At 58.6% G+C, this 24,444-nt stretch carries 26 protein-coding genes and 3 pseudogenes; 13 read left to right on the forward strand and 16 right to left on the reverse strand.

What is annotated here, in order from left to right; translation table 11 throughout:
- Positions 1 to 144 precede the first annotated feature (144 nt).
- Complete coding sequence (locus tag SBC1_RS25310) at positions 145 to 2,115, forward strand: APC family permease (protein WP_165093812.1); 1,971 nt, start codon at positions 145 to 147, stop codon at positions 2,113 to 2,115.
- A gap of 33 nt (positions 2,116 to 2,148) precedes the next feature.
- Here the strand turns inward: SBC1_RS25310 and SBC1_RS40665 are convergent, their stop codons facing one another.
- The 3 genes and pseudogenes from SBC1_RS40665 to SBC1_RS25320 form a co-directional block, all read right to left on the reverse strand.
- Entirely contained in the window at positions 2,149 to 2,253 is a 105-nt protein-coding gene (locus SBC1_RS40665; RefSeq protein ID WP_165101175.1) for a potassium-transporting ATPase subunit C, read from the reverse strand.
- Positions 2,254 to 2,277: 24 nt separating this feature from the next.
- Positions 2,278 to 3,000 (reverse strand): potassium-transporting ATPase subunit C, encoded by a 723-nt coding sequence (locus SBC1_RS25315; protein WP_165093807.1) that lies wholly within the window; start codon positions 2,998 to 3,000, stop codon positions 2,278 to 2,280.
- Positions 3,001 to 3,054: 54 nt separating this feature from the next.
- A pseudogene (locus tag SBC1_RS25320) lies at positions 3,055 to 3,723 on the reverse strand (HAD-IC family P-type ATPase); the annotation flags it as partial.
- Positions 3,724 to 3,950: 227 nt separating this feature from the next.
- On the opposite strand from SBC1_RS25320, the gene SBC1_RS25325 reads away from it, so the two are divergent.
- Positions 3,951 to 4,667: a dienelactone hydrolase family protein gene (locus SBC1_RS25325; protein ID WP_165093804.1), complete on the forward strand. Its 717-nt coding sequence runs from the start codon at positions 3,951 to 3,953 to the stop codon at positions 4,665 to 4,667.
- Positions 4,668 to 4,728: 61 nt separating this feature from the next.
- Here SBC1_RS25325 and SBC1_RS25330 read toward each other — a convergent pair whose 3' ends face one another.
- The 8 genes and pseudogenes from SBC1_RS25330 to SBC1_RS25360 all read right to left on the reverse strand — a co-directional run bounded on the left by SBC1_RS25330 (position 4,729) and on the right by SBC1_RS25360 (position 10,009).
- Positions 4,729 to 5,223: a DUF3237 domain-containing protein gene (locus SBC1_RS25330; protein ID WP_165093800.1), complete on the reverse strand. Its 495-nt coding sequence runs from the start codon at positions 5,221 to 5,223 to the stop codon at positions 4,729 to 4,731.
- A 78-nt stretch (positions 5,224 to 5,301) separates the two neighbouring features.
- Entirely contained in the window at positions 5,302 to 5,622 is a 321-nt protein-coding gene (locus SBC1_RS25335) for an NIPSNAP family protein (protein ID WP_158938058.1), read from the reverse strand.
- Between the two features lie 28 nt (positions 5,623 to 5,650).
- On the reverse strand, positions 5,651 to 6,400 hold the full coding sequence (locus tag SBC1_RS25340; protein WP_165093796.1) for an SDR family NAD(P)-dependent oxidoreductase: 750 nt from the start codon (positions 6,398 to 6,400) through the stop codon (positions 5,651 to 5,653).
- A 101-nt stretch (positions 6,401 to 6,501) separates the two neighbouring features.
- On the reverse strand, positions 6,502 to 7,491 hold the full coding sequence (locus tag SBC1_RS25345; RefSeq protein WP_165093791.1) for a zinc-dependent alcohol dehydrogenase family protein: 990 nt from the start codon (positions 7,489 to 7,491) through the stop codon (positions 6,502 to 6,504).
- Between the two features lie 95 nt (positions 7,492 to 7,586).
- On the reverse strand, positions 7,587 to 8,234 hold the full coding sequence (locus tag SBC1_RS25350) for a glutathione S-transferase (protein ID WP_165989042.1): 648 nt from the start codon (positions 8,232 to 8,234) through the stop codon (positions 7,587 to 7,589).
- A gap of 91 nt (positions 8,235 to 8,325) precedes the next feature.
- Entirely contained in the window at positions 8,326 to 8,931 is a 606-nt protein-coding gene (locus SBC1_RS25355) for an SDR family NAD(P)-dependent oxidoreductase (protein WP_243830303.1), read from the reverse strand.
- 31 nt (positions 8,932 to 8,962) lie between these two features.
- Positions 8,963 to 9,106 (reverse strand): annotated as a pseudogene (locus tag SBC1_RS40080) (SDR family NAD(P)-dependent oxidoreductase); the annotation flags it as partial.
- A 39-nt stretch (positions 9,107 to 9,145) separates the two neighbouring features.
- Positions 9,146 to 10,009, reverse strand: coding sequence for an alpha/beta fold hydrolase (locus SBC1_RS25360; protein WP_165093779.1), 864 nt, complete (start codon positions 10,007 to 10,009; stop codon positions 9,146 to 9,148).
- A gap of 181 nt (positions 10,010 to 10,190) precedes the next feature.
- On the opposite strand from SBC1_RS25360, the gene SBC1_RS25365 reads away from it, so the two are divergent.
- Together SBC1_RS25365 and SBC1_RS25370 are read left to right on the forward strand one after the other, a co-directional pair.
- Positions 10,191 to 11,081, forward strand: a complete 891-nt coding sequence (locus tag SBC1_RS25365) for a LysR family transcriptional regulator (protein ID WP_165093775.1) — start codon at positions 10,191 to 10,193, stop codon at positions 11,079 to 11,081.
- Between the two features lie 166 nt (positions 11,082 to 11,247).
- Positions 11,248 to 11,802, forward strand: coding sequence for an inclusion body family protein (locus tag SBC1_RS25370; protein WP_165093772.1), 555 nt, complete (start codon positions 11,248 to 11,250; stop codon positions 11,800 to 11,802).
- A 189-nt stretch (positions 11,803 to 11,991) separates the two neighbouring features.
- Here SBC1_RS25370 and SBC1_RS25375 read toward each other — a convergent pair whose 3' ends face one another.
- Positions 11,992 to 12,714 (reverse strand): autoinducer binding domain-containing protein, encoded by a 723-nt coding sequence (locus tag SBC1_RS25375; RefSeq protein WP_165093769.1) that lies wholly within the window; start codon positions 12,712 to 12,714, stop codon positions 11,992 to 11,994.
- A 69-nt stretch (positions 12,715 to 12,783) separates the two neighbouring features.
- Here SBC1_RS25375 and SBC1_RS25380 point away from each other — a divergent pair, with 69 nt between their 5' ends.
- Both SBC1_RS25380 and SBC1_RS25385 read left to right on the forward strand, forming a co-directional pair.
- Positions 12,784 to 13,227: a DUF4902 domain-containing protein gene (locus SBC1_RS25380; protein WP_165093766.1), complete on the forward strand. Its 444-nt coding sequence runs from the start codon at positions 12,784 to 12,786 to the stop codon at positions 13,225 to 13,227.
- 233 nt (positions 13,228 to 13,460) lie between these two features.
- On the forward strand, positions 13,461 to 14,117 hold the full coding sequence (locus tag SBC1_RS25385) for an acyl-homoserine-lactone synthase (RefSeq protein ID WP_165101172.1): 657 nt from the start codon (positions 13,461 to 13,463) through the stop codon (positions 14,115 to 14,117).
- A 338-nt stretch (positions 14,118 to 14,455) separates the two neighbouring features.
- Here SBC1_RS25385 and SBC1_RS25390 read toward each other — a convergent pair whose 3' ends face one another.
- Positions 14,456 to 14,956 carry a cytochrome P450 gene (locus tag SBC1_RS25390; RefSeq protein WP_165101167.1) on the reverse strand — a complete coding sequence of 167 codons (501 nt, stop codon included), beginning with the start codon at positions 14,954 to 14,956 and terminating at the stop codon, positions 14,456 to 14,458.
- A 41-nt stretch (positions 14,957 to 14,997) separates the two neighbouring features.
- Between SBC1_RS25390 and SBC1_RS25395 the strand changes: the two genes are divergently transcribed.
- The 5 genes from SBC1_RS25395 (at position 14,998) to SBC1_RS25415 (ending at position 21,025) form a co-directional block, all read left to right on the forward strand.
- A complete protein-coding gene (locus SBC1_RS25395) occupies positions 14,998 to 15,423 on the forward strand; it encodes a GNAT family N-acetyltransferase (protein ID WP_241202196.1) in 426 nt (141 codons plus the stop codon).
- 60 nt (positions 15,424 to 15,483) lie between these two features.
- Positions 15,484 to 16,503, forward strand: coding sequence for a GlxA family transcriptional regulator (locus tag SBC1_RS25400; RefSeq protein WP_241202195.1), 1,020 nt, complete (start codon positions 15,484 to 15,486; stop codon positions 16,501 to 16,503).
- Positions 16,504 to 16,754: 251 nt separating this feature from the next.
- Positions 16,755 to 17,966 (forward strand): M24 family metallopeptidase, encoded by a 1,212-nt coding sequence (locus SBC1_RS25405; RefSeq protein WP_165101161.1) that lies wholly within the window; start codon positions 16,755 to 16,757, stop codon positions 17,964 to 17,966.
- 69 nt (positions 17,967 to 18,035) lie between these two features.
- The gene (glyA, locus tag SBC1_RS25410) at positions 18,036 to 19,295 is read left to right on the forward strand and encodes a serine hydroxymethyltransferase (protein ID WP_165101157.1); all 1,260 of its coding nucleotides are present in this window, start codon (positions 18,036 to 18,038) and stop codon (positions 19,293 to 19,295) included.
- Positions 19,296 to 19,780: 485 nt separating this feature from the next.
- Entirely contained in the window at positions 19,781 to 21,025 is a 1,245-nt protein-coding gene (locus SBC1_RS25415) for an MFS transporter (RefSeq protein WP_241202285.1), read from the forward strand.
- Between the two features lie 38 nt (positions 21,026 to 21,063).
- Here the strand turns inward: SBC1_RS25415 and SBC1_RS40670 are convergent.
- Positions 21,064 to 21,239: pseudogene (locus SBC1_RS40670) on the reverse strand (sugar ABC transporter substrate-binding protein); the annotation flags it as partial.
- A 2-nt stretch (positions 21,240 to 21,241) separates the two neighbouring features.
- On the opposite strand from SBC1_RS40670, the gene SBC1_RS25420 reads away from it, so the two are divergent.
- Positions 21,242 to 22,090 (forward strand): AraC family transcriptional regulator, encoded by an 849-nt coding sequence (locus SBC1_RS25420; protein ID WP_165101150.1) that lies wholly within the window; start codon positions 21,242 to 21,244, stop codon positions 22,088 to 22,090.
- A 64-nt stretch (positions 22,091 to 22,154) separates the two neighbouring features.
- Positions 22,155 to 22,955: a methyltransferase domain-containing protein gene (locus SBC1_RS25425; protein WP_165101146.1), complete on the forward strand. Its 801-nt coding sequence runs from the start codon at positions 22,155 to 22,157 to the stop codon at positions 22,953 to 22,955.
- Between the two features lie 132 nt (positions 22,956 to 23,087).
- Here SBC1_RS25425 and SBC1_RS25430 read toward each other — a convergent pair whose 3' ends face one another.
- Complete coding sequence (locus SBC1_RS25430) at positions 23,088 to 23,450, reverse strand: copper resistance protein CopC (RefSeq protein ID WP_165101143.1); 363 nt, start codon at positions 23,448 to 23,450, stop codon at positions 23,088 to 23,090.
- Positions 23,451 to 23,467: 17 nt separating this feature from the next.
- Positions 23,468 to 24,391 (reverse strand): hypothetical protein, encoded by a 924-nt coding sequence (locus tag SBC1_RS25435; RefSeq protein ID WP_165101140.1) that lies wholly within the window; start codon positions 24,389 to 24,391, stop codon positions 23,468 to 23,470.
- Positions 24,392 to 24,444: the final 53 nt, after the last annotated feature.

Here is a 24,444-nt window from a genome sequence, read left to right on the forward strand (position 1 = left end):
TGAACCGGCCCTACATCTCTTTCTCGCTGAGCCTATGAGTCAGCGCGTGCGCTTGCTCAGGCAGAAAGAAAAGAGAAAGAAAACCGAGCCTCAACGTTTTTATCCGCAATGGTATTGCCGCTTCTCGATCGACCGGGAGACGCCATGACTGCCGTTCAAAAGATCTGGGGTGTGCTGGTAGGCAAGCCGCTCGATCCTCTTGATCCGCGCACGCGCCATGTGATTGCCGTCACGCCTCTGCTCGCGTGGGTGGGGCTGGGTGCCGACGGCCTGTCTTCCTCTTGCTACGGTCCCGAAGAAGCGTTTCTCGCGCTTGGTCAGCATACGCCGCTCGCGCTGATCCTCGCGTTGGCGACCGCGGCGACCGTCTTCATCATCGCGCTCGGCTACAACCAGGTCATCGAACTATTTCCGACTGGCGGAGGCGGCTATCGCGTGGCGACTGCGTTGCTGGGCTCAACGCCGGGGCTTGTCTCCGGTGCAGCCCTCCTGGTCGACTATGTGCTGACGATCGCGACATCGCTCGCAAGCGGCGTCGATGCGTTCTTCAGTTTATTGCCGGTCGGCGCACAGGCATTCAAACTCGCCACCGAGCTGACGCTGATCGTGCTGATGACCGGCCTGAATTTCCGCGGCATGAAGGAATCGATCCTTGTGCTGTTGCCCATCTTCCTCGGCTTTGTAGTGCTCCACCTTGGACTGATCATCTATGGTGTAGCCGTTCACGGCGATCATCTGGCGGCTGTCGTGCCGGGTGCCGTAGCGGAAGCGCACAGCATGTCGCACACGCTAGGACCGCTGGTGGTCGCCGCCTTGCTGATGCGGGCGTTCTCGCTCGGTGGCGGGACTTACACGGGGCTCGAAGCCGTGTCGAACAACGTCAACATGCTGGCCGAACCGCGCGTACCGAACGGCAAGGTAACCATGTTCTACATGGCGACGTCGTTGGCGTTCACGGCGGGCGGCATCATCCTGCTCTACATGTTGTGGCATGCCCAGCCAGTCGAAGGCCAGACGCTCAACGCCGTGGTGTTCGGCAGCGTGATCGAGCATCTGGGACTCGGCTCGGCGTTCGCGCGTCACGCATTGCTGGCAGTCGTGCTGGCGCTCGAAGCGGGGTTGTTGCTGGTCGGTGCGCAAACGGGCTTTCTCGATGGCCCGGCAGTGTTGTCGAACATGGCCTCCGATTCATGGGTGCCGCGCCATTTCCGTGATCTGTCCACGCGGCTCGTCAGGCAGAACGGCATCGTGGTCATGGGCATAGCAAGCCTCGTCATCCTGATGTGGACAAGAGGCAATGTGGACATCCTCGTCGTCCTGTACAGCATCAACGTGTTCCTGACGTTCAGCCTGTCACTGCTCGGCTTATGCACGTACTGGTGGCAGCATCGCCACGATGGCAAGGGCTGGGTGAGGCCGTTCGCGCTGTCGGCGCTGGGTCTTTCCGTGACGAGTGCCGTGCTGGTCATCACGCTGATCGAGAAGTTCACGGCCGGTGGCTGGCTAACGGTGCTTGTCACCAGCGCGGTGATCGCCGCGTGTTTCCTGATCAGGCGTCATTACATCGACACGCGTTCGCAGCTTGCCCGCGAGGATTCGCTTTTCACGGACGTGCCGCTAGTCGGCAGCGAACCCGACGTCGCTAAACCTGACCCGTCAAAGCCGACTGCGATCCTGCTGGTCGGCAAGCATCGCGGGGCCAGCATGCACGCATTTTTGTGGGTCAACCGGCTGTTCCCTGAACATTTCAAGAACTTCATCTTCCTGGCCGTGGGCGAAGTCGATGCGCAAAGCTACGAAGGCGCGGAACACCTCGAGCGTCTGCAGAAAACGATCCAGTCATCGCTTGAGTATTACGTTTTGTACTGCCGGCGGCATGGCATTCCTGCCGATTACCGGATTGCCTTCGGCACGCATCCTATCGGCGAATTCATGAAACTCACCGAGACCACGATGGACGAGTTTCCAAACAGCGTGTGTTTTGCGAGCAAGCTGATTTTCAAGCGCGTCAATTTCCTGACGGCGTGGTTGCATAACCAGACGCCGGTGGAAATCCAGACGCGCTTGCATCAGCAGGGCAGGCAAATGGTGCTGCTACCGATGAACGTGGGGTAGCGATTTACGCTCACGGAAATGCCCGCGCTACCGCTACGCCGCTACGCGATCGAGCTGGTAGGTCGCATTCGCCAATGTGATGTCCGGGTCAAGTCCTGATCCGGACGTCGTGACGAAGTCGCCCGGTACGTCTTGCAGCGCTACGTTCGGATGATCCTGCCGTCACATGTCGAAGAAAATGGACTGGACATCGGCGCCGTCCTTTACCGGTTCGATCGCGCTCACGCTCTTGCCGTTACTGCCGGTGTGCGTCACGCTCGACGGGAACTGTCCGGGGTGCTCGGCCGAAAACGTTTCGAAGAACACCACGGCCAGATCCGCTGCCTTCGGGTTCGGTGTGGCGGGATTCGTGGCCACCCAATGCTTCACCACGTCCGGATGCTTCTTGGCCCAGTCATCGACGTAATTTGCGTGCGACGGATCGGCGCTCACCCATGCCTGAGCGAGTCCGTTGTGAGCGTCCGCCCATTGCGCGACGATATGCGGCTGGCCGCCCGCACGGTCGGCCTGGAACCAGCGCTCCACATCAGGCGCGACGAGTTGCCCGGCCTGCGGCCCGGTAGCGTAGCGTGCAATTGGCCCCAGCATGCGGGCCACGCGGTCGCGCAACAGATAGTTCGTAGCACTGAGCGTAGACGACCCGGAAGCCGACGCGTCATACGACACCGCCGACGGGCGCGACTGGAAGTATTCGTCTTTAGTAAACGGTTGCGCGATCAGCAGCGAACCGACCGGTTTGCCGTCCGGGCCATCAACAATACTGCCGTTCGCCTGGAACGGAAACGCAGTCTGGCCGATGACCCACAACACCGCCGGATAAATACCGCACACAAGCACGGCAACGAATCCCAGCAGCCAGACACTCTTCGACAGATAGCGCAGCATGATTTTCTCCTTGCGCGACCGTATGCAAACCTCATGCGGCCTGTCATGCAAACTTCACGCGACCAGATGCAACCCGACCATGACCAGATCGATCAGCTTGATTCCGGCGAAAGGCACGATTACGCCGCCTAGTCCCCATACCAGGAGATTGCGGCGCAACAGCGCGTCGGCGCCTAGCGCGCGGTATTTGACGCCCTTGAGCGCAATCGGAATCAGCAGCGGAATGATCAGCGCGTTGAAGATCACCGCCGACAAAATCGCGGACGTCGGCGAATGCAGATGCATCACATCCATTGCGCCCAGCCACGGCGGCGTGCCGGCGAACAGGGCCGGGACAATCGCGAAGTATTTCGCCACGTCGTTGGCGATCGAGAATGTGGTCAGCGCGCCGCGCGTCATCAACAGTTGCTTGCCGATCTCGATGACCTCAATGAGCTTCGTTGGATCGCTGTCCAGGTCGACCATGTTGCCGGCTTCCTTCGCGGCTTGCGTGCCGGAATTCATCGCGAGGCCGACGTCCGCCTGGGCGAGTGCGGGGGCGTCGTTGGTGCCGTCGCCCATCATCGCGACGAGCTTGCCTTCGGCCTGTTCGCGGCGCAGATAGTCCAGTTTCGCTTCCGGCGTTGCTTCGGCAATGTACTCGTTGACCCCCGCGAGCCGTGCAAGCGTCGCAGCGGTCAACGCATTGTCTCCGGTGATCATCACCGTATGAAGGCCCATCTTTAGTGCTGGATCGGTTCAAGCGCTTAGTCCAGTTTGCCAAGATGGTCCGCGAACGTTCTCGCTTGCCGCTTACTTCCAGGACGGGGCACAGGTTGCGTCATGAAGCCGGTCGCCGTGAGTCGCGAATTTTCTGATCAATCCACCGTCGCGGTGCAACCGGTAGAGCGGTAAGCGGGCGCGCGCCACTGACGCTATGCTACCGGTTCCACTCAATCGAGGACCATGTCATGAAACAGTCATCCGGATCCATGATCGCCTACCAACGCCCAGACGGGAAGGACGTCCAGGGTTATTTGGCCAAGCCCCAGAAGCTGGAGGGCGCACCTGCCATTGTCGTGATTCAGGAGTGGTGGGGTTTGAACGACCAGATTCGCGGCGTCGCAGACCGCTTCGCGCAGTCCGGTTATCTGGTGCTGGTCCCCGATCTTTTTCGCGGTAAAACCACCGTCGAGGAAGAAGAGGCAAACCACCTGCTGGGCGAGCTCGACTTCGCCGACGCCGCCGGCCAGGACATCGCAGGCGCCGTGCAGTACCTCAAGGCGCATTCGGAGCGGGTTGGCGTGACCGGCTACTGCATGGGCGGCGCGCTTACGCTGCTAGCCCTGTGCCATGTCCCTGACATATCTGCCGGTGCGGTTTGGTATGGCTTCCCGCCGCTCGAATATGTCGACGCATCAAAGATCAAGGCGCCCGTGCTGGGTCACTGGGCCACACAGGACGAATTCTTTCCGGCTGAAACAGTTGACGCACTGGAGGGCAAGCTGACGGAGGCCAAGGTCGACGTCGAGTTTCATCGCTACCTTGCGCATCATGCGTTCGCCAACGAAACCGCGGTCGGCCCGGGCCGTATTGCAAGGACCCAGTTCGATCCGGTCTGGTCGCAACTGGCGTGGGACCGGACGCTGACCTTTTTCGGCCGTACGCTGTGGCCGCACGCCGGCTAGCATGGCCGAGACGGGTTGAATAATAGCGGCTTGGGGCAATTGCGTCTCGCGAGCGGGTTGCCTACAAGACTTCAAACACGCTGTAGACAGGTCCATAGGCGAATCGATGTCCGGTGCCCACGGCAATGATCCGGTTCAGCCACTCATACTTTCCCGCGGGTGCTTCGAACATGGGGTTGATCCGGAAGTAGTAGGTTGCCGGGTCGACCTCCTCGCCTTTTTCCAGTCGTTGAATGACATCGGCGGGTCCGTGGCGCACGCCTCGATACGCCATCGTGATGTTTACGCCGTCGTCGGTTTGCAGGATCAGGCGTACGTCGAGCGTGGTGCTTGCGTCGCCGCGCACTGTTTGCCAGTCGGCGCCACCGTCCAGCACCTGACCCGACAGCCGCTCGCCGGCAAATGTTCCTGACGGTACGATTCCGACGCGACGAAACGGCCCCGGCGTTTGACCAACGATCACAATCGGCTTGACGTCGAGCCGCATGACAAACAGAGGGCGGGTTTGCACGCTCTTGAGCGGCGTGGGAAGGTCATCGAAAGTCGGAGTAGACATGGTGTTCACCATCGCTATGCAGGCAGCTTCGGCGGTCCGCATGACGAACCTGACTGCCTGTTCCTTTGATTGTTTGCGTTATTTCAGCGGCGAAAAGTCCGTTGGCCGCATGATTCGCGACTCCATGCTGACGAGAATATCCAGCGCTTTCACCTTGCTGCCGAATGCCTGCCAGCGGCTGTCGGCCGCCATCCTGTCGCGGCGCTCAAGCCGATCGTCCAGGCTCTTGTACGCCCAGATATGAACGATCTGGCTGATGTCACCAATCTCCGTCGTGAAGAACCCGACCAGTTCGCCAAGGAATTCCTTCTGAAGCGGCAGGGCCTCGCTTTTGTACAACGCAAGCCATTCAGCAGCGCGCAACGGTTTGAAGGTGTAGGTTCGGATTTCGTAAAGCATGGGTTATCTCCTGAGCAATAAATATGGGTTACGACGCGGTTCGTCCGCCATTGACCCTGAGTACTTCCCCGGTCATGAAGCTCGACTTGTCGGAAGAAACGAACACAATAGCGTCGGCGATTTCTTCAGGCGTTCCAGCACGTTTGAGCGGAACCGCCGCGAGAAAGGCGGCCTTGCGTTCCGCATCCGACAGCAGCCGATTTAGCATTGCCGTCTCCACGGGACCGGGGGCGACGGCATTGACCCGTACACCGAAGCCCGCGGCTTCTAGCGCCGCGGACTTCGTAAGGCCCTCCACCGCGTGCTTGCTGGCCACGTAGAGCGACGCGCCTGCCGCGCCACGCGCACCCATTGTCGACGATATGTTAACGATGCTGCCGCTGCCTTGCCCGGTCATCACGCGCAGCTCGTGTTTCATGCTTAGCAGCGTGCCTAGGACGTTTGTATCGAAGACCGCTGCATAGCGTTCGGGAGTCTGTTCCATCACAGGCGCTGACTCGCCTTCAGCACCCGCGGCGTTGACCGCGACATCGAGCCGCCCGAAACGGGCCAGCGTGCCGTCGACGAGATTGCGCACATCGTCTTCGAAGCGGACATCCGCCTGGATGAATTCAGCGTCTACGCCGAGTGCGTTCAGTTCTGCGGCGAGCTTTTGGCCTTCCTCAGCGCGGCGGCCCGACACAACAATACGCGCTTCTTCGCGGGCGAATGCAAAAGCGGCGGCGCGGCCAATGCCGGTTAGCGCGCCGGTGATGAGTACAACAGGATGGCTGGTCATTTAGTTGCTCTCCTTGATCGGGTGGTGCAAAAGGAAGTTCTACTGATCGCACTGCCACTCATGGGTTGCCGGCGCTTGTGATCAAGCGCCGGCGCTTTGACTTACACGGTCACCACGATCTTTCCGAACTGGCCGTTGGTTTCAAGATAACGATGCACATCGACCATTTTGTCGAACGTGAAGGTGCGATCGATAACCGGTTTGAGCGCGCCGCTTTCGAGCCCCTTTAGTACGTACTCCACCGCAGCCTTGCGACGTGTCGCATCACCACTCGTCAGCCAGATGTTGTGAGCCTTGACGGTAGTCATCTTCGCAATCATGTCCAGCACGGGCAGCGGTGTTACGCCTTCGCTGAGCGCACCGTAGATGTACGCAATGCCCTGGAACGACAGCGCGGAAATCAGCTTCGGGAAGGTCGGGCCGCCGACTGGATCGAACACAACGCGCGCACCCTGACCGCCTGTGATACGCGTGACTTCTTCGACCAGATCGGTTTCGTCCGTGACGATTACGTGCGCCGCGCCCGCGTCGAGCAACTGCTGTTTCTTGTCGGCCGTGCGGGTTGTTGCGATGGGCGTCGCCCCGGCGTAGTTGGCAATCTGGATCGCCGCGAGTCCAACGCTGCTGGACGCCGCCGGGATGATCACAAAATCGCCCTTGCTCACCTTTGCATCTTCGACAAGCGCGCCGTAGGCCGTCACGAACATCATCCAGACCGACGCCGCCTCGGCATAAGAAAGTGATTCCGGGTGTCTAACGACTGCGTGGTCCGGCACGATGATCACTTCGCCGTACGTGTGATACTGATTCATCGAGAACGATGGAATCACGTTGACCTTGTCGCCGGGCGCGAAGCCTGTAACGTCGCTACCCACCGCGTCAACGATGCCCGCTGCTTCATACCCGAGACCTGCGGGAAACCTGACGGGTTCGATGTAGGCGTCCACGCGCCACATCGCCTCGGCGCGGTTGATGCCTATTGCCTTGACGGTGATGCGAACTTCGGTCGGACCGGGAGCGGACAGCTCTGTCTCGACAAATTCGAGGACTTCGGGACCGCCGGCTTTGGCAAACTTGATAGTGCGTGACATGAGACTCTCCAGAGAATGTGGGGTCAAGCGAAGGGCCGAAGCGCGGCAAATTGAGCTTCTTAACGCGCCGGTCGTTAATGACCTGCGCGAAGATCTTACGCGGTAGCGCTTGGCCGTGCAGAGACCACGTCGTACCATCGACGAAACGCAGTGTGTTCTGCTGGAATCGGCATCTTCAGCGCGTTGGCCGCGAAGTCGACCGTGACCAGCGTGGTGATGTCCGCCGCCGAGAATTCATCGCCAGCGACGAAACGGACCGTCTCGAGCCGTTCGTTGAAGTCGGAGAAAAAATTCGCCACGCGTTGTTTGCTACGCTCGACCAGTTCGGGAATCTGCTCATAGGCGTGCGGCCCCGAGAGCGCGCGGCCCTTCAATCCGGCGACCGCGTTGCGCACGCCTTCCGTGACCGGCGCGAAGCCATCCAGTTCTGCGCGACGTTCCCACATGGTGACGAGCGCCTTCGACTCTGGCGTTGTCCCCAGCAACGGGGTTTGGGGATACGCTTCTTCCAGGTAACGCCAGATAGCGAGCACTTCCGCGATCACGGGGCCGTTGGTCAGGGCCAACGCCGGCACCTGGCTGCGCGGATTGATTGCGCGGTAAGAGTCGGAGAATTGTTCTTTGGTGCCAAGGTCGACCGGCTTCATCGGGATATCGATTCCCTTCTCCGCGATGAAGATGCGCACACGGCGCGCGTTCGGGGAGCCTTTTGATTCGTATAGTACGGGGACAGAGGATGTCATTTGAATCTTCCTTTAGCGTTCTGCATAAATTTGGATAACTAATTGATAAGACTTTTAACACGCGTGCAGAGAAGGCCTAAACTACTTCGATCTAGAGTTTTGAACCGCCATCAACATGCAGCGTTTCACCGGTAATCCAGCGCGCTGCATCGGATGCAAGAAAAGCGACCGCACTCCCAATGTCATCCGGTTGCGCGAGACGTTTTAGCGCCTGCATGCCGAGCGTGGCCGCGCGTCCCGCGTCAGTCTTGGTGAAACCCGGCATGTCGGTTTCAACCACGCCGGGCGCTACCGCGTTCACGCGAATACCGCGTTCGCCAAGTGCGGAGGCGAAATGCTTGACAAGGGTGTCGACCGCGCCTTTGGTTGCTGCGTATGCTGGCAGCGTGCCCACGGCGGCATGCGCCGCGAGCGAGGAGAGCAGAACAACGCTGCTGCCTTTGCACATCACCGGCAGCAATTGCTGCACGAGGAAAAAGGGCGCCCGCACATTCACTGCGAACAGGTTGTCGAAATCTTCAACCGTCGTTTCTTCTATGCTTGCCGCTTTCGAAATGCCGGCGTTAGCCACCAGAATGTCCAGTCGATGGCCCACTACAGCGCGTACACGCTTGGCAAGCGCATGCGGGCCGTCTGCATCGCGCAGATTCGCGGCGATCTTTTTGAGCGTTGCCGCCGGCTGCACGAATTTCAGCAACGACTGCTTCCGCTTCCTTTTCACCGTTGCTGTAGTGGACCAGCACTTGTGCGCCTTCTTTGGCAAGTGCGAGCGCGCTGGCATGGCCGATACCACGTGAAGCGCCTGTGACGAGAGCGGTCTTCCCGGTGAGGTTGGTCATGGTGAGAATCCTGTAGTTTGAATGTAAAACCATCTGCTGATTCAGCGCATGAGCATAAGCGTGAGCGTTGATTCAGGCGTGTTCGTCGTTCTCGGACAGGAACTGCGCGACATGCGTGACGAAGCGCTCGGGATACTGGTACAGCGAACCGTGGTTGGCATCCGGGTAAATGATCAGCTGCGCGTTCGGGATGTTCTGCTGCAGGATCCACGAGTTGATCGAGTAGATGATTACGTCGTTATCCCCGTTAATTACGAGCGTGGGCTGAGCGAGCGCCATCAGGTAATCGAAAGGGTTCTCGCGGGGCGCGCCCCATTTGGCGAGTGCGGCGAGTTGCGCCGGTGCGACCTTGTCGTTGACATCGGGGTCCCGGCCTTCGGTGCGCAGGCGGAACCGCTGCAGGAACTTGCGGCCGGCTGCCTGGCTCGCATCCGAGGGGGAGAAGTGCACACGCAGCCACAAGTGATCCGGCTCCTCATAAGTCGCGCTGAAAATATCCTGTGCTTCCGGCGTGAGCGACACCATGCCTTCGCCGCTGCGGGGGCCCGTGCCAACCAGGATCAGGCGGCGGACGAGCTTCGGGTCGGCCAACGCCAGTTCCTGTGCAATCAGACCGCCCATCGAAAAACCGAGCACGTCGACTTGCGTGAGTCCGAGTGCCTTGATAAAGGCGGCAGCGTTGGCAGCCATTTCTTCAATCGACTGCGGTACCTCGCCTGACGTGCTGGAGATCCCGGCGTTGTTGAACAGGATCACTTCGCGGCCTTGAGCAAGGCCGTTGGTGACGGCCGGGTCCCAATGGTCCATCGTGCCGGTGAAGTGGATGTTTAACACGAGCGGCACGCCGCCCGTCGTGCCGAAGCGCCGATAAGCGAAGCGGACGCCGTTCGCATCAACGAATTGTGTTGGGGCGGTTTCGTGCGTATGGCCGGTCATGGCGATTCTCCGATATAGATGAAAGGCATGGATCGAATAGATTTCAAGTCGTTGCGGCGAACGGGTTGTTGCCGTTTCGTCGCTACCTGATGCGTAATCTAGTTGGGTCTTGCGGAAAGTAAAAAGACTTTGTAGGCTGGCGGGCATGCCTGCCAGGCATGGCTGAACTCAGGGGACCGTTATGGAGCTTCGACATTTGCGGTATTTCTTGGCCGTCGCGGAGACCGGTAGCCTGACCGTTGCGGCTGAACGCCGCTTGCATACGTCGCAACCGTCGCTTAGCCGGCAGATCCGTGATCTGGAAGACGAGGTTGGCGTGGAACTGTTCAACCGTAGCGCGCGCGGGGTCGAGCTGACGCTGGCGGGCAAGGCGTTCCTCGACCACGCGCGGTTAGCACTCACACAAGTCGATGCCGCGATCGAGGCCGCGCGCCGTGCGGCGCAACCAAGGAAACAGGTTTTCGCGCTGGGTTTCCTGACCGGTCAGGAGATGACCTGGCTGCCGCGCGCGATGCAGGTGCTTCGCGATGAACTCCCGAACACCGACCTGACGATATCGAGTCACTATTCGCCGGACCTCGCCGATGCGCTCGCACGCGGCAAGCTCGATCTCGCGTTCCTGCGGGCCGAACCGGGATTCGATCTGGACTATCGCGTGGTTACCCGCGAAAAGCTGATTGTGCTGATGCCCAGCGATCATCCGCTCACCGAACGAGCAGCGATCCGTCCCAAGGACCTCTTGGGCGAGACCTTCATCATGGTCTCGAACAAGGCGAGAGTAGCGCGTGAAGTGATCGAGCGGTATCTGGAACGCAACGGGATAAATATCACGCCCGAACACGCCGTCGACAATCTGGCGATGGCCATGTCGCTCGTAGCGTCTACGCGGGGGTTAGCGCTGATTCCGGAGTACGCGACCAACCTGCTGCCGTGGTCGGTAGTCAGTCGGCCACTTGAAGGCGAGGCACCGACGGTGGATCTTGTGATCGGCTATAGCAGGTCGAATACCTCTGCGATCCTGAAGTTGTTTCTATCGAGGGCAGACGAGTTGGTGATGCATGGGTCCACTTGATCCTGACGAGCTAGCGGTGCCCTTAACACGCCCGGCCGCTGGGAGATAACAACTGCGAGTCCTGACAGGTGTCGTGTCCGTCTTGCTCTGTCATGCTGGGTTTGACGCGCTGAGGCGCGTCCCAGTGGCCGCGTTGTTAATCTAGAACCAGAACTGAGAGGGCATCATGGCGAAAGAAAATGACTTGAAGGCGAGCGCGCAACAGGTGAACGTGTTGGTTGTTATCGACACCGACTACGTGAAGGCCCATTACCCACCGAACACCAACCAGTCGAGCCCCCAGGGAATTGACCATAACAGTCAATTCATGATTTGCACCGGGTCCAGAACGCCTCCAATTGGACAAGGAACGGCGGACCTCCAGTTCAGCGCGAACGTGGGGGATTTTGTCTCCTTTACGGGTACATCCATCTATGCCAATTCGGACGATGCCGTGATTGTCTACGGCATCAACTATTGGAAAGGGGACAAGGTCTTCAACGGTTTCGAGTCGAACCTCATGACCCGGACCGGGGCGGTGCTGCCGAACCCGGCCAATCAACCGACCGGATTGCCGGCCAATCAGGAAACGGTCACCTTCGCCAGTTACGACTCGCGGATTGCGAAGGGAGGTCTTGAGTACTTCTACGTTTATTTCGCGCTTTATTCGCTCGATGCTTCCGGTGAAAAACAAAACCTCTATGGTTACTTCTATTGGGACCCTTCGGTGAAGGTCGCCTGAAAGCTTGCGTGAGGTTAACTTGGCCGCTGCCCGTCCTTGCGCTCGACTTGAGTAAGGCTGCTTGAACGAGGGGTTATTCCACGGGCTGCGCTCAGGGCGTATTGCGCATGGCGACACAAGCATGGTTTGGCCACTGAACGTCGGGGCCAAACCATGCACTTAGCGCGATGGAGGTGTTATGGCTATGGGTCACCAATCCGAATTGAGCAGGCCCATAGTCATCGCCTTGACAACGGCCTGTACCTTATTCGTGGAATTGAGTTTCAAAAGCACGTTGTTGATATGAAAATTAACCGTACGCTCGGCGATGTTCAGGATCCGCCCGATCTCATAGGACGTTTTTCCTTCACTGGTCCAACACAGCACCTCACGCTCGCGTGCGGTCAGTGACGCGGCCGCTTCAGGCGTACTCTGAGCCAGAATAAAGCGGCTCATCATCATATGCGAGACGTTCGCCAGCCAGTTTGTTGGTAACGGCAAGCGACTGATCTCAGCCGGCGTCAGCGGCGCTGAGTTGCGGGACATGGTCAGAAGTCCAAAGACGCCGTTTGCGCTCCAGCTGGAGTGAGCCACGCCAACGGTCAGGCCAAAATCATGCGCGTCCGACCACAGGCGTGAGGTCTCACCGGAGGGTTTGTTTGGCCAGACGATCAGGCTCGTGCTGTGCATGCCGGCGCGCACCGTCGGATCAATATCAATGAAGCGGCTCTCCTGATAATGCTTCATCCATCCGGTCGGGTAAGTATCAAAAATAGAGATCGCCGGCCTGGCAAGCGGCGACGGTATTCGAATTCCATAACAGCAGTAATCAAAGCCGAGCCGCTTTGCAAAAGAGGCGATATGTTGGAAAAGCTGCTGTTCATTCGCAGCCGTATGAAATTGTTGATGGGCGTCCTGACAGACTCGTTCCATTGCTCCCCCGTGGTGGTCCGGTTGTATTTTCAGGTTCCATTAGCTCGACGTTTTGGCAAAGGTCTCCCCATGAAACTCTCGTATGTGCATTCTTACTTCCCGCAGTATGACGAGCGGTGCGACGGTTACGTCCGCATTGCAGAGCAAACGCTGAGCGTTTTAAAACTAGCCCATGTGATGTCGGGCTTCGACGATGAATTGCTGGCCGAGTTGCGTGCCGCCAAATGTGACGCTGTCGGTGCGGGATATACGGAGTGGCAAACTACGTTCCAGGAAGCCAGCCAAATATCGGTCGGATGGGACTGGTATGTCGACCGTACGTTGGGCATTCTTATGGTGGTGAACGGTGACGTGAGAAGCAATGTCATGGGAACCGATTGCTTCGGCTCCGACATCGGCATGACAAACACCGCCGCCTCACTAAGGCTCGGGCTTGGCCGGTTGAACTGGACCAATGTAGTCGCGGTAGCCATGTCGTTTACCCCGCAGCACATCAAACCAATTGTTCGCTGATTTTCAGGCTTCCCCATCAGCCTTTCCATCAGGCTTTCCGTCAACCGTTATGCCATAGCTCGCCGCCTGCCGCTTGTGTTCGTTCTTTATAGACAAATTAAAAAGTTTTATCAATCTTCGGACATTAGGTCGACCTCAAAAGTAAGGCGCTCGACGCCTGTCAAAGTTGACAGTTCCTGTCTGAAGGACCGCGCGTTGTAATGCATCCCTTTAAAAACAATACGGGGAGCATGATGCGCACTTTCGTTCATCAGGACGGGCCGCTGTCAGAGAGCATGAGCTTGGCGCTCGCGCGCTACCGGTATCAGATATTCGTCGAGCATCTGGGTTGGGGACTGCCAATGGCAGACGGCTTTTGCGAGCGCGATCAATATGACCGGGACGATACCGTCTATGTGATCGCGAACGACGATGCCGCATCTATTTGCGGATGCGCAAGGCTGTTGCCGACTACGCGCCCTTATCTGCTCGGACAGTTGTTTCCCTCCTTGCTTGCGCAGGGTATGCCGGTGCCTTCATCGCCGGATGTATGGGAGCTTTCGCGATTTGCCGCGAGCCCGGTTGTCAGCGCACATATCGAGGAAGGCAATCTCGCGTGGGCTGTGCGCCCCATGCTCGCAGCCGTTGTAGAGTGCGCCGCCCAACTCGGGGCGCGACAGTTGATCGGCGTGACGTTCCTCAGCATGGAGCGGCTGTTCCGCCGCATTGGTGTGCATGCGCACCGGGCAGGGCCGGCGCAACGCATCGACGGCCGGATGGTGGTTGCATGCTGGATCGATATTGACGCTCAGACATTGGCGGCACTTGATATCGACTTGACGGTGGCAAGTTATGCCGCACAAGGAAAGTCAGCGCCCGAAGGCGCGCCGTTGCTGGCGCTGACTCATTGAATTGAGTCATTGACTTAAGTCAACGGCGCTACAGACCGTTTGCGTAGGATCTTCTGCACAGTGTGGGTTTAATCGGACCGCCGTACCAAGCTCAATGTTACGGCGCGTCCGATTTTTTTTGCCCATGCGTACCAATGCCGCTTACACATGGAATGAATGCATTCCACGCATGTCAGGAATAGCCGGACGGCTAATGCAGTGCCTTTAACAATTCCCCGCCGGGCAGGTATTGCATTGCCGCCACTGCAGCGTGTCGCCATTCGTGATGCGCAGATCCGGCAGCTGTGAGATGAGGGCGCCCAGCCCCGTTTCGAGTTCCAGTCTCGCGAGCCGCGCGCTCAGGCAGTGATGTATGCCGGCGCCGAATGCAATGCAACCAGCGCATTACCCGGCGTGTTCGACGTCGTTTCATGTCCTGCAACGAACAACAGCAGTACGTTCGAGAGGATATCGTCGACGGTGAGCGATTCGCCTGCTTCCTCCGCACGATGCAGTGAGGACACGAGATCGTTGCCGGGTTTCGCGCGCCGATCCTCGACCACACTTTTGAAATAGCGTTCCAATTTGAGCGTTGCTTCGTTTGCCGCAGCAAGGTGCGTGGCGTGCATGAGCGCTGCTTCCAGCGCGTTGCCGAAGTAGCTCGCCGCCGAGCCGAGCTTGACACCATCTTCGACAGGCACGTCGAACAACCGGGCGATGATGTTCACCGGCAAGGGAAAATGAAAAGGCGGATAGATAGAATGTCGAACGCAAGCAGTCGGGTAACGCTCCCAGAATTCTGCGTTGGTGGTTGACGTGGTCGATGTGATCGGCGTGATTGCTTTCGGTACTGCGGCCAAACCGAAGTACCGACGTTAAACAGTATCTATTGACAGGATGGATGATGGGCGCACTGATTCGAGAAATGCTATTGGCTGACTACGACGCTGTTGTTGCATTGTGGAATAGTACGCCGGGGGTCGACATTCGGCCGGTGACCGACAGCCGAGACGGCATTGAACGGTTGCTTGCCAGAAACCCGGGCTTGAGCGTCGTTGCCGTCAATGATCGCGAGCTGGTCGGCTGCGCGCTGGCTAGCCACGATGGCCGCCGCGGATTCCTCCAGCACGTCGTGGTTGCACCGTCTTCGCGCGGTCAAGGCCTCGCCCGGGCAATGATCGACAGATGTATCGAGCGCCTCCGGGAACATCACCTCGGATGGGTGCATCTGGATGTCGTTGTTGATAACGAGGCCGCCATGGTCTTTTGGGAAAAGGCTGGCTGGCACCGAGTTGATACGCTGACACGGCTCTCGCGTGCGCTGTAGGCAAGTGACTTCCTTCCCGGCATCGCCAGAGCCATCCGAGCCGCTAACGCCAAGACAAAAATGAGCAAACCTTCTGGTCGCCTCGCTACGCCCGACACCTCGTACTCCGCGGGGCTGCATGACTTTCGCGTGATGACGTTTGGCTTCCTGTTGGTCGAGAATTTTTCGCTGTTGGCGTTGAGCGCCGCAGTCGATCCTCTGCGCATTGCAAATATGGTTGTTGGCCGACGCGTCTACAACTACAAGATGATTGTTGCCGAGGGTCAGGAAGTGCGATCCAGCGATGGCATGCGACTTTTAGCTGACTGTACGTTCCTCGACGGCGAGACGTTCGATGCCGTGTTTGTTGTTGGACCTAACCCGATTCCACGCCGGGGCATTGGTGTCGTGCTTGACTGGTTGAGGCTGCAAGCGCGCAAGGGCGTTGCAATTGGCGGACTCGATACGGGAAGCTATTTTCTTGCCCGTGCAGGCTTGCTCAATGGTTACCGATGCACCATCCACTGGGAAGATCGAGACGTGCTCGTCGAGCAGTTTCCGAAGGTGACGGTATCCAACCGCCTGTACGAAGTTGACCGGGACCGTTTCACATGCAGCGGCGGCATAGCGCCGCTCGACATGATGATCCACTTGCTGGGGCTGCCGCCGGGAAGCGCCGATCTGTCCGCACGCGTGCTTGAACTACTCGTAGCAGACAGGCGCAGCCACGAGCAGCGCCAACGTACCTCGTTGCGGCAGTACATAGGCGCCGAACACGCGAAGCTGGAAGAAGCCCTTCAGCTCATGGAAAGCAACGTGGAAGAGCCATTGAGCGTGGCTGAAGTCGCCGCCTTTATAAGCGTGTCACAGCGGCAACTTGAGCGCTGGTTTCACGAACGAATCCGCAAGACCCCCGCGCAGACGTACCTCGAAATTCGTCTCTTGCGTGCTCGCCAACTTCTGTTTCGCACTTCGCGGCCGTTGGAAGAGATTTGCACCCGGACAGGGTTCACCTCGATCACCCATTTTTCAACGCGCTACAAAGAGCAGTTTCAGATCTCTCCCATCGCAGACCGCAAGCGTTACCAAAGCGCTCTTTGAAGTAAGCGCGACTTGCTGCGCCACGCGCTGAAACGGTTCATCTTCTGTGCACCGCATTGGGTATCCGAACAGGGTGCGTGCACCGCCATGAAGCCGCGAAGTGCTCTCGGCTAGCGCTCAGCTGGCGCTCATCTGGCGTATACCCTGAAAGTCGAAAAGGAAAACAATTACGTCGAATCTGGAAATTTGTTCATTCTCCAAGCTCCTACTATTTGCTCCACGAACTCATCTCGTCACCAAGGAGCAAGTGGATGGAACTGAAGAATCTGATTCGAATCGAGAACGGCGAAAAGGCAAAGCACACATTCTCGGACGCTGAATACGCAAGCCGGCAAAGCAAGCTTCGCGAGCTGATGGGGCGCGAGAATATCGACTCGGTGTTGTTCACGTCGTATCACAACCTCAATTACTACGCGGACTTTTTGTATTGCTCGTTCGGTCGCAAGTACGGACTCGTGGTTACGCCGAAGAAGGTCGTGTCGATTTCAGCGAATATCGACGGGGGCCAGCCGTGGCGTCGCACCGTGGGTGACTACAACGTGGTCTACACCGACTGGCAGCGCGACAACTTCTTCCGCGCGGTACAGGCTGAAGTGGACAACAAAGGGCGCGTGGGTATCGAGTTCGACCACGTGCCGGTGGATGTGCTGGCCAAGCTGAAAGCGGCGCTGCCCGAGGTCGAATTTGTCGACATCGGCGCGCAGACCATGCGCCTGCGCATGATCAAGTCGGCAGAAGAAATTGCGGTGATCAAGCACGGCGCGAATGTTTGCGATGTTGGCGGTGCCGTGCTTGCCGCCGCCGTGCACGAAGGCGTGCCTGAGCACGAGGTGGCCCTTGCGTCGACCCAGGCAATGGTGCGTGAGATCGCACGCCGTTTTCCCGATTCCGAGTTGATGGATACGTGGACGTGGTTTCAGTCAGGTATCAATACCGACGGCGCTCACAATCCGGTCACGACCCGCAAGGTGCAAAAGGGCGACATCCTCAGCCTGAACTGCTTCTCCATGATCGCGGGGTACTACACGGCGCTCGAACGCACGATGTTCTTCGACCATTGTTCGGACGAACATCTGCGGCTGTGGAAGGTCAACGTTGAAGTGCACGAAGCGGGTCTCAAGCTGATCAAGCCGGGCGCGCGTTGCAGCGATATCGCTCATGAACTGAACAAGATCTACGCCGAATACGGGCTGCTGCAATACCGCACGTTCGGCTATGGCCACTCGTTCGGCGTGCTGTCGCATTACTACGGCCGCGAAGCGGGTCTCGAGCTGCGCGAAGATATTGACACGATTCTTGAGCCGAACATGGTGATCTCAATGGAGCCGATGATCATGCTGCCCGAAGGCATGCCGGGCGCAGGCGGTTATCGCGAGCATGACATCCTGGTGATTGGCGAGAAGGACGCGACCAACATCACCGGTTTCCCGTATGGTCCCGAGAAGAACATCATCAAGGGATAAGTATTTTGTTTTAAACAAACCCTGCGGCTTCTGCCGCAGGACGAAGCTGCTCGCGCAGGAGTCGCATTAATGTTCTCAGCACAACATACTATTGATGGGTTTGATCCAGAGCTTGCCAACGCCATGGCGCTTGAGCGCCAGCGGCAGGAAGATCACATTGAACTGATCGCCTCCGAGAATTACGCCAGCCCGCGTGTGCTCGAAGCACAAGGTTCTATGCTGACCAACAAGTACGCGGAGGGTTATCCGGGTAAGCGCTACTACGGCGGTTGTGAGCATGTAGACGTTGTAGAGTCGCTGGCAATCGAGCGGGCCAGGCAGTTATTCAAGGCCGATTATGCCAATGTACAGCCGCATAGCGGTTCGCAGGCGAACGCAGCGGTCTATCTCGCGCTGCTGACTCCCGGCGACACCATTCTCGGCATGAGTCTCGCGCATGGTGGTCACCTGACGCATGGCGCGAAGGTGTCGTTCTCGGGCAAGCTGTACAACGCAGTCCAGTACGGGGTCGATACAAAGACCGGCCTGATTGATTACGACGAAGTGGAGCGGCTTGCGATCGACCACAAGCCCAGGATGATCATCGCGGGGTTCTCCGCATACTCGCGTGTGCTCGACTTTGCACGCTTTCGTGAGATTGCGGACCGCGTACGTGCATACCTTTTCGTCGATATGGCGCATGTCGCGGGACTCGTCGCAGCCGGGCTTTACCCGAACCCCGTACCGTTCGCCGATATTGTCACGACCACCACGCATAAGACGTTACGAGGCCCACGCGGCGGGCTGATTTTGGCTCGGGGCAACCCCGAGATCGAGAAGAAACTTAGCTCAATGGTCTTTCCAGGCACCCAGGGCGGTCCGCTGATGCACGTCATTGCGGCGAAGGCCGTTGCGTTCAAGGAAGCACTCGGACCGGAGTTTGTCGACTACCAGAAACAGACTATCGCGAACGCGCAAGCCATGGTTTCGGTATTCGTTGAACGCGGCTATGACGTTGTGTCCGGCGGCACGGACAATCACCTGTTCCTCGTCGATCTGGTCGCGAAGGGTCTGACCGGCAAGGACGCAGATGCAGCATTGGGCCGCGCTCACATCACCGTGAACAAGAACGCGGTGCCAAACGATCCGCAATCTCCATTCGTGACGAGCGGCATCCGAATTGGAACACCGGCCATCACCACACGTGGTTTTCTTAAGCCCGATGCCGTGCTGACTGCCTCGCTGATGTGCGACGTGCTGGATCACCCCGGTGATGCCCAGATCGAGCAAAGGGTGCGCGAACAGGTAGCGGCGTTGTGTGCGCGCTTGCCGGTGTACTCCGGACTCTAAGAATGCGCATCGGCTTCGTCAAGGAGCACGCGTACGAAGTCGATGCACCAGACACGTTCGTACGCGACGCAAGGGGAACCACCGATACGCGCGGCTCGTGCCTCAACTATTGATCATCCGGATTTACCTGCATTTCCGAGCGCGAAGCTCATTGGTGCGACTGCGCACTTTGTGACCAACCGCGACCGAATGCGATGTTGAATGCCTCGTGCGCCTGGGCTCCTGGTTGAACGGCGCATTTCCATCAACAGTAACGAATCGTCGTACTCAAGTAAGAAGACACAGGCCGGTGAAGTGGCCACAAGAGCCGCCGCCGAAAACGGAGCATTCTAACGTCATGTTTGGAGAAACAAATGGATACCAGGAAAGCGGTTTCAGGGCGAGCGGCGGCAGCCGCCGGCATCTCGCAGGCCGGCATATCTTTCCCGCCTGGCAACGGTCAGGCGACTCACGCGCCCGATGGACGTCTGCTCAAGCGCGCGGCGATGGCGAGCTTCATCGGGAATTTCGTCGAGTGGTTTGACTATGCGTCGTACGGCTATCTGGCGACTATCATCGCCGTGGTCTTTTTCCCGAAGACCGATACCGCAACGGGTCTGCTGGCGGCATACGCCGTCTTTGCGATCTCGTTTATCGTGCGGCCGATAGGCGGCATTGTGTGGGGACATTTTGGCGACAAGATCGGTCGCAGGACGGCGCTGTCGCTATCGATCCTGATCATGTCGGCTTCGACGTTCGTTATCGCATTCCTGCCGACCTATGCCCAGGTGGGCGTCATGGCGCCGATCCTTCTGCTGCTGGTCCGGCTGGTCCAGGGGTTCTCCGCATCTGGCGAGTACGCAGGAGCCTCGGCGTTCCTGGCCGAATATGCGCCGGAGGGCAAGCGTGGCGTCTATACCAGTATTGTCCCGGCCAGCACGGCAGCGGGCCTTCTGTTCGGTTCGATATTCGTCGCGGTGCTGCATGCCGTTCTGACTACTGAACAGATTCAGTCGTTTGGCTGGCGCCTGCCGTTTTTGCTTGCTGCACCGTTCGGACTGATCGGGCGCTACATTCGCGTGCGTCTGGAAGATACGCCCAAGTTCAAGGCGCTCGAGATGTCCCATCATGTCGCGCGTGCGCCGGTCAGGGAGTTGCTTAGCGTGCATCGCGGCAAGATGCTGATTGCGTTCGGCGTTACCTGCCTGAACGCTGTAGCGTTTTATTTGGTGCTGAGCTATATGCCGACCTACCTGTCCACGGAAATGGGCATGGGTGAGACGGAATCTTTTATAGCGGCCACCATTTCTCTTACTGCCTATATCGGCTTTATTTTTATCATGGGGGCGCTGTCGGACCGGGTCGGTCGCAAGACGATGTTGATTGGTGCTTCCATCCTCTTCGCCTTGCTGACGGTGCCGCTCTTCAAGGGACTGGTGGGTGCCAGCTTCCTGACGATCGTGATGATCCAGATTGGGTTTGGTGCGCTGCTGACAATGAACGACGGCACGCTCCCATGCTTCCTGTCAGAGATTTTTCCTACACGCGTGCGCTATAGCGGATTTGCGTTCTGTTTCAATGCGGCGAACGCGTTGTTTGGTGGCACGGCACCGCTCGTTGCGACCTGGTTGATCCATGCAACCGGCAGCAAGCTCGCCCCGGCGTGGTACATGGTTGGGGCGGCGGTAGTAGCGCTGATCGCGATGCTTGCAAGCCGTGAGACATCACGCGTACCGCTCGCGGACGACTGAGACAATTTATTCCGATGGTAAAGACCGCTGGCATAAGCGGTCCAATCAATGAGCGCCTCTATCATGGCCATTGTCTCGGCCACGCCCTGATCATAGAGGCGCTGCGAACCGGTTGCCTTCACCGGTCCGCCCTTGGCGATCTCGATCGCTGATTCAAGGCCAGGATCGACTGTCGTAACGGAATCTTCACGCCCTGAGTGCGATATTCTTCGAGATATGAAGCTCACTCCAGATCACTACTGTCGGGTTTTCGGCTCGCCTTGGGCGGATGTCTATTGCACGGACATCAATAGTGCTCGCCACTACGGCAAACACTGGCACGCGACCTACGGTCTCGGACTGCTGGAGAGCGGTGCGCAAAGCTCGGCCAGCGGTCAGGGGCAGGTCGAGGCGTACGACGGCAACCTGATCACGACCAACCCCGGTGAGGTGCATGACGGCCGCCCGATTGGCGGTGCTTCGCGCCGCTGGCGCATGGTGTATCTGGAGCCCGCGGTGATCGCTTCCATGTTGGGCGATCCTCAGTCTCGCGCTGCTGCGGACGTCGCACTCACGCGTCCTGTTATAGAAGACGAGAGACTCCGTGCTGCGCTGCGGGAACTGTTTTGCCGCGTAGAGAATTGCGGCACCGGACAGCATTCGACCAACACCCATGTTCTCGCGTGCGAAGAATCCCTGGTCCAGACCTGCGCGCTCTTGTTGAACGTTCATTCAACCACTTCACCGGTCCGGGAGATTGGGGGTGACCTGAGACGGGTTCGCGAGCGGCTGGGCGATGACCTGCTTAATCCGCCAACGCTCAATGAACTAGCCGCCATGTCCGGCCTTAGCAAATACCAGGTGCTGCGCCGCTTCGAAAAGACCTATGGTGTACCGCCGCATTCCTGGCTGCTGCAACAGCGCGCCGAGCAGGCGCGAGGTCTGATTCGAAAAGGGTTAAGCCTGGCGCAAGCGGCGGCCGCGTGTGGTTTCTCGGATCAAAGCCACATGACCCGGCTTTTTCTACGTCATTTTGGCTTCACGCCGGGGGCGTGGCAGAAGGTGGCCGGGCGCGCACTGCAATAACGTTCAAGACAAGCGCTGAAGTAATCGTGACACTGGGCCACCTACTTGAAGGAGGTCTGCAGTCGTGGCTTCGTATGTACACGGGTATCAGTGGAACGAGAACGAGCGCCTGCAAAACCAGGCGCGAACGCTCACGGACCTGCTCCACTTCGACACGGTTTATCCTGCCGGTCACACCGTGCTGGAGGCCGGATGCGGCGTTGGTGCGCAGACGGTGACGCTGGCCGCGCGCAGCCCGGCTGCACGATTTACTTCTATCGACATCAGTTCTCAGTCTGTTAATGCAGCGCAACAAAAAACCCGTGCTGCCGGGCTGACGAACGTCATGTTCCAGCAAGCCGATATATTTTCTCTGCCGTTCGAGCCTGACTCTTTCGACCACATTTTTGTCTGCTTCGTGCTAGAGCATCTCGGGCAGCCGATGGAAGCACTCACGCGGCTCAAGCGTTTGCTCACGCCGGGGGGCACCATCACGGTCATTGAAGGGGATCACGGCTCGACCTGTTTTCATCCGGACAGTCACGCGGCGCGGGCTGCAATACAGTGCCAAGTCACGTTGCAACAGCAAGCTGGCGGCAATGCGCTTATCGGCAGGCAGTTATATCCGCTGATGAACCAGGCAGGTTTCAATCAGGTTCACGTGTCGCCGCGCATGGTGTACGCGGACTCGAGCCAGCCCGATCTGGTGGACGGATTCACAAGAAAGACCTTTACCGCGATGATCGAGGGTGTGCGTGCATCGGCAATATCGGCCGGCCTGATCAAGCCGGAGGATTTCGATGACGGTATCAGGGATCTATATCGGACTACGCTAGACGATGGTGTGTTCTGCTATACATTCTTCAAGGGCGTAGGGCATAAGTGAAATGGGTAATGGGTTGAGCGCTGTCCAAGGTTACCGCATAGCGTCGCTCTCATGATCGCAGTGTGGCCTGCTCGGCCGTTGCGAGTCACACATTTGCGTGCCTCGCAACGGCGACCGGTCCTTAGCTGTTTCCTACTTGACCGTGAATCTATAGTGCCCTTGCGTGCGATGCCCGTCGTCGGCGACGGCAATCCAGGCGACCGAATAAACACCGGGCGTCAACGCATTCAGCGCGACCGACATGTGTTTCTTGTCTGCCGGATCAACGACTGACTTTGCGCTGGTGACAGGCTTGCCCTGCGCATCGGTGACAGTGATCGAGCTGAATGCGGGTTCGAGTCCATCGTCGAACTCGATCGCCACTTCCTTTTGCGAAGTCGACACGGTGGCCCCCGCGCCCGGCTCCTGATGTTGTGGATAGGCGTGCGCTTGAGCGAGCTGCGCACTCGCAAGAGCGGCTGCAGCGATCAACATACGCACGGCGGCAGAGTTCATAAGAGTAAGAGCGATTTTCATGGATTGAAGAGTGGCTTGCCGACAGAGTTAGGGAAGATATCGTCGAAGTACAGATGCGCCTGAAGCAGGATCCCGACGTGATTGCCCGTCGCGCGATTGACCGGAATCTGCGCTTCAATACCTAGCTGTCCATAGCGGTTCAGCCAGATGAACCCGGGGTTGATGGTCCCGGTCGTATGGCCGGAACACGGACCCGCGGTGCAGGTGTTCATGGGGAACTCGACCACCGGAATCAGGTTGGCGAGCGGCTGCGGCAAGCCGAGGTCTTTCACCTGCTGCTGCAGATACGGAATGCTGTATTGCAGCGTCGTGCCCCAGTCGAGCGAGTTCGGTGATGATCGAGACGTCGTCAGGTTAGGTCCGATTTCACCGGTGATCGCGAATGGCTTCAGGAAGCCAAGACTCGAGGGAAGGTCGCCGAAGCCCTTGCCGAAATAAACCGTTGGCGTAATGGTGGAAGACGAATCGCCAATCGCGTGAGCGCCCGTGCCGCCCAGTTCCGTATTCACGCCGACCGATGCCATGAACTCATGGCGAGCGTTGGAGTAAGCCAGATACTTCAGGCCGAGCGTGACGTTGTCGAAGCCTTTTGCGGAGCCGCCATTGGGGGCATTTTGCGTGACGTAGGCGCTCGCAATACTGAACGCCAGATTCGACGTAATCAGCTTGTCCCATTCGAACGAGGCGGTGTTGACGTTCATGTTGTCGCCGTCGTCGGTCGGACTTTTTATGTGGCCGTACTGGAAGTCGAATTCATCGCCGACGCCGGGGTCGTCCACCGCCATCGTCGCCGGGAAGACCCGGTCGCCGACCACCGCGTGAGCCCAGGCGGCGGATGAACTCGCAAGACAGGCGGCGCCCGCCGCCCACATAAGAGCGGCGCGTGCTGGCGCCGCGTGCCGCTTTAGAAGCATACGCATGGTGTTTCCTTTGTCATGATCGTTGTGAGCGCGCTATTGAGCGCCGTCGCGTT

Origin of the sequence: Caballeronia sp. SBC1, from assembly GCF_011493005.1 — a bacterium.
In the GTDB taxonomy this organism is placed as follows: domain Bacteria; phylum Pseudomonadota; class Gammaproteobacteria; order Burkholderiales; family Burkholderiaceae; genus Caballeronia.

Bases quoted from the DNA above. Each gene is read 5' to 3' on its own strand.
- SBC1_RS25370 (WP_165093772.1), top strand. From the start codon at position 11,248: ATGGCGAAAGAAAATGACTTGAAGGCGAGCGCGCAACAGGTGAACGTG.
- SBC1_RS25375 (WP_165093769.1), bottom strand. From the start codon at position 12,714: ATGGAACGAGTCTGTCAGGACGCCCATCAACAATTTCATACGGCTGCG.
- SBC1_RS25310 (WP_165093812.1), top strand. From the start codon at position 145: ATGACTGCCGTTCAAAAGATCTGGGGTGTGCTGGTAGGCAAGCCGCTC.
- SBC1_RS25385 (WP_165101172.1), top strand. From the start codon at position 13,461: ATGCGCACTTTCGTTCATCAGGACGGGCCGCTGTCAGAGAGCATGAGC.
- SBC1_RS25380 (WP_165093766.1), top strand. From the start codon at position 12,784: ATGAAACTCTCGTATGTGCATTCTTACTTCCCGCAGTATGACGAGCGG.
- SBC1_RS25350 (WP_165989042.1), bottom strand. From the start codon at position 8,234: ATGACATCCTCTGTCCCCGTACTATACGAATCAAAAGGCTCCCCGAAC.
- glyA (WP_165101157.1), top strand. From the start codon at position 18,036: ATGTTCTCAGCACAACATACTATTGATGGGTTTGATCCAGAGCTTGCC.
- SBC1_RS25420 (WP_165101150.1), top strand. From the start codon at position 21,242: ATGAAGCTCACTCCAGATCACTACTGTCGGGTTTTCGGCTCGCCTTGG.
- SBC1_RS25345 (WP_165093791.1), bottom strand. From the start codon at position 7,491: ATGTCACGCACTATCAAGTTTGCCAAAGCCGGCGGTCCCGAAGTCCTC.
- SBC1_RS25325 (WP_165093804.1), top strand. From the start codon at position 3,951: ATGAAACAGTCATCCGGATCCATGATCGCCTACCAACGCCCAGACGGG.
- SBC1_RS25405 (WP_165101161.1), top strand. From the start codon at position 16,755: ATGGAACTGAAGAATCTGATTCGAATCGAGAACGGCGAAAAGGCAAAG.
- SBC1_RS25340 (WP_165093796.1), bottom strand. From the start codon at position 6,400: ATGACCAGCCATCCTGTTGTACTCATCACCGGCGCGCTAACCGGCATT.
- SBC1_RS25365 (WP_165093775.1), top strand. From the start codon at position 10,191: ATGGAGCTTCGACATTTGCGGTATTTCTTGGCCGTCGCGGAGACCGGT.
- SBC1_RS25430 (WP_165101143.1), bottom strand. From the start codon at position 23,450: ATGAACTCTGCCGCCGTGCGTATGTTGATCGCTGCAGCCGCTCTTGCG.
- SBC1_RS25415 (WP_241202285.1), top strand. From the start codon at position 19,781: ATGGCGAGCTTCATCGGGAATTTCGTCGAGTGGTTTGACTATGCGTCG.
- SBC1_RS25435 (WP_165101140.1), bottom strand. From the start codon at position 24,391: ATGCGTATGCTTCTAAAGCGGCACGCGGCGCCAGCACGCGCCGCTCTT.
- SBC1_RS25335 (WP_158938058.1), bottom strand. From the start codon at position 5,622: ATGCTTTACGAAATCCGAACCTACACCTTCAAACCGTTGCGCGCTGCT.
- SBC1_RS25360 (WP_165093779.1), bottom strand. From the start codon at position 10,009: ATGACCGGCCATACGCACGAAACCGCCCCAACACAATTCGTTGATGCG.
- SBC1_RS25315 (WP_165093807.1), bottom strand. From the start codon at position 3,000: ATGCTGCGCTATCTGTCGAAGAGTGTCTGGCTGCTGGGATTCGTTGCC.
- SBC1_RS25400 (WP_241202195.1), top strand. From the start codon at position 15,484: ATGAGCAAACCTTCTGGTCGCCTCGCTACGCCCGACACCTCGTACTCC.
- SBC1_RS25395 (WP_241202196.1), top strand. From the start codon at position 14,998: ATGATGGGCGCACTGATTCGAGAAATGCTATTGGCTGACTACGACGCT.
- SBC1_RS25330 (WP_165093800.1), bottom strand. From the start codon at position 5,223: ATGTCTACTCCGACTTTCGATGACCTTCCCACGCCGCTCAAGAGCGTG.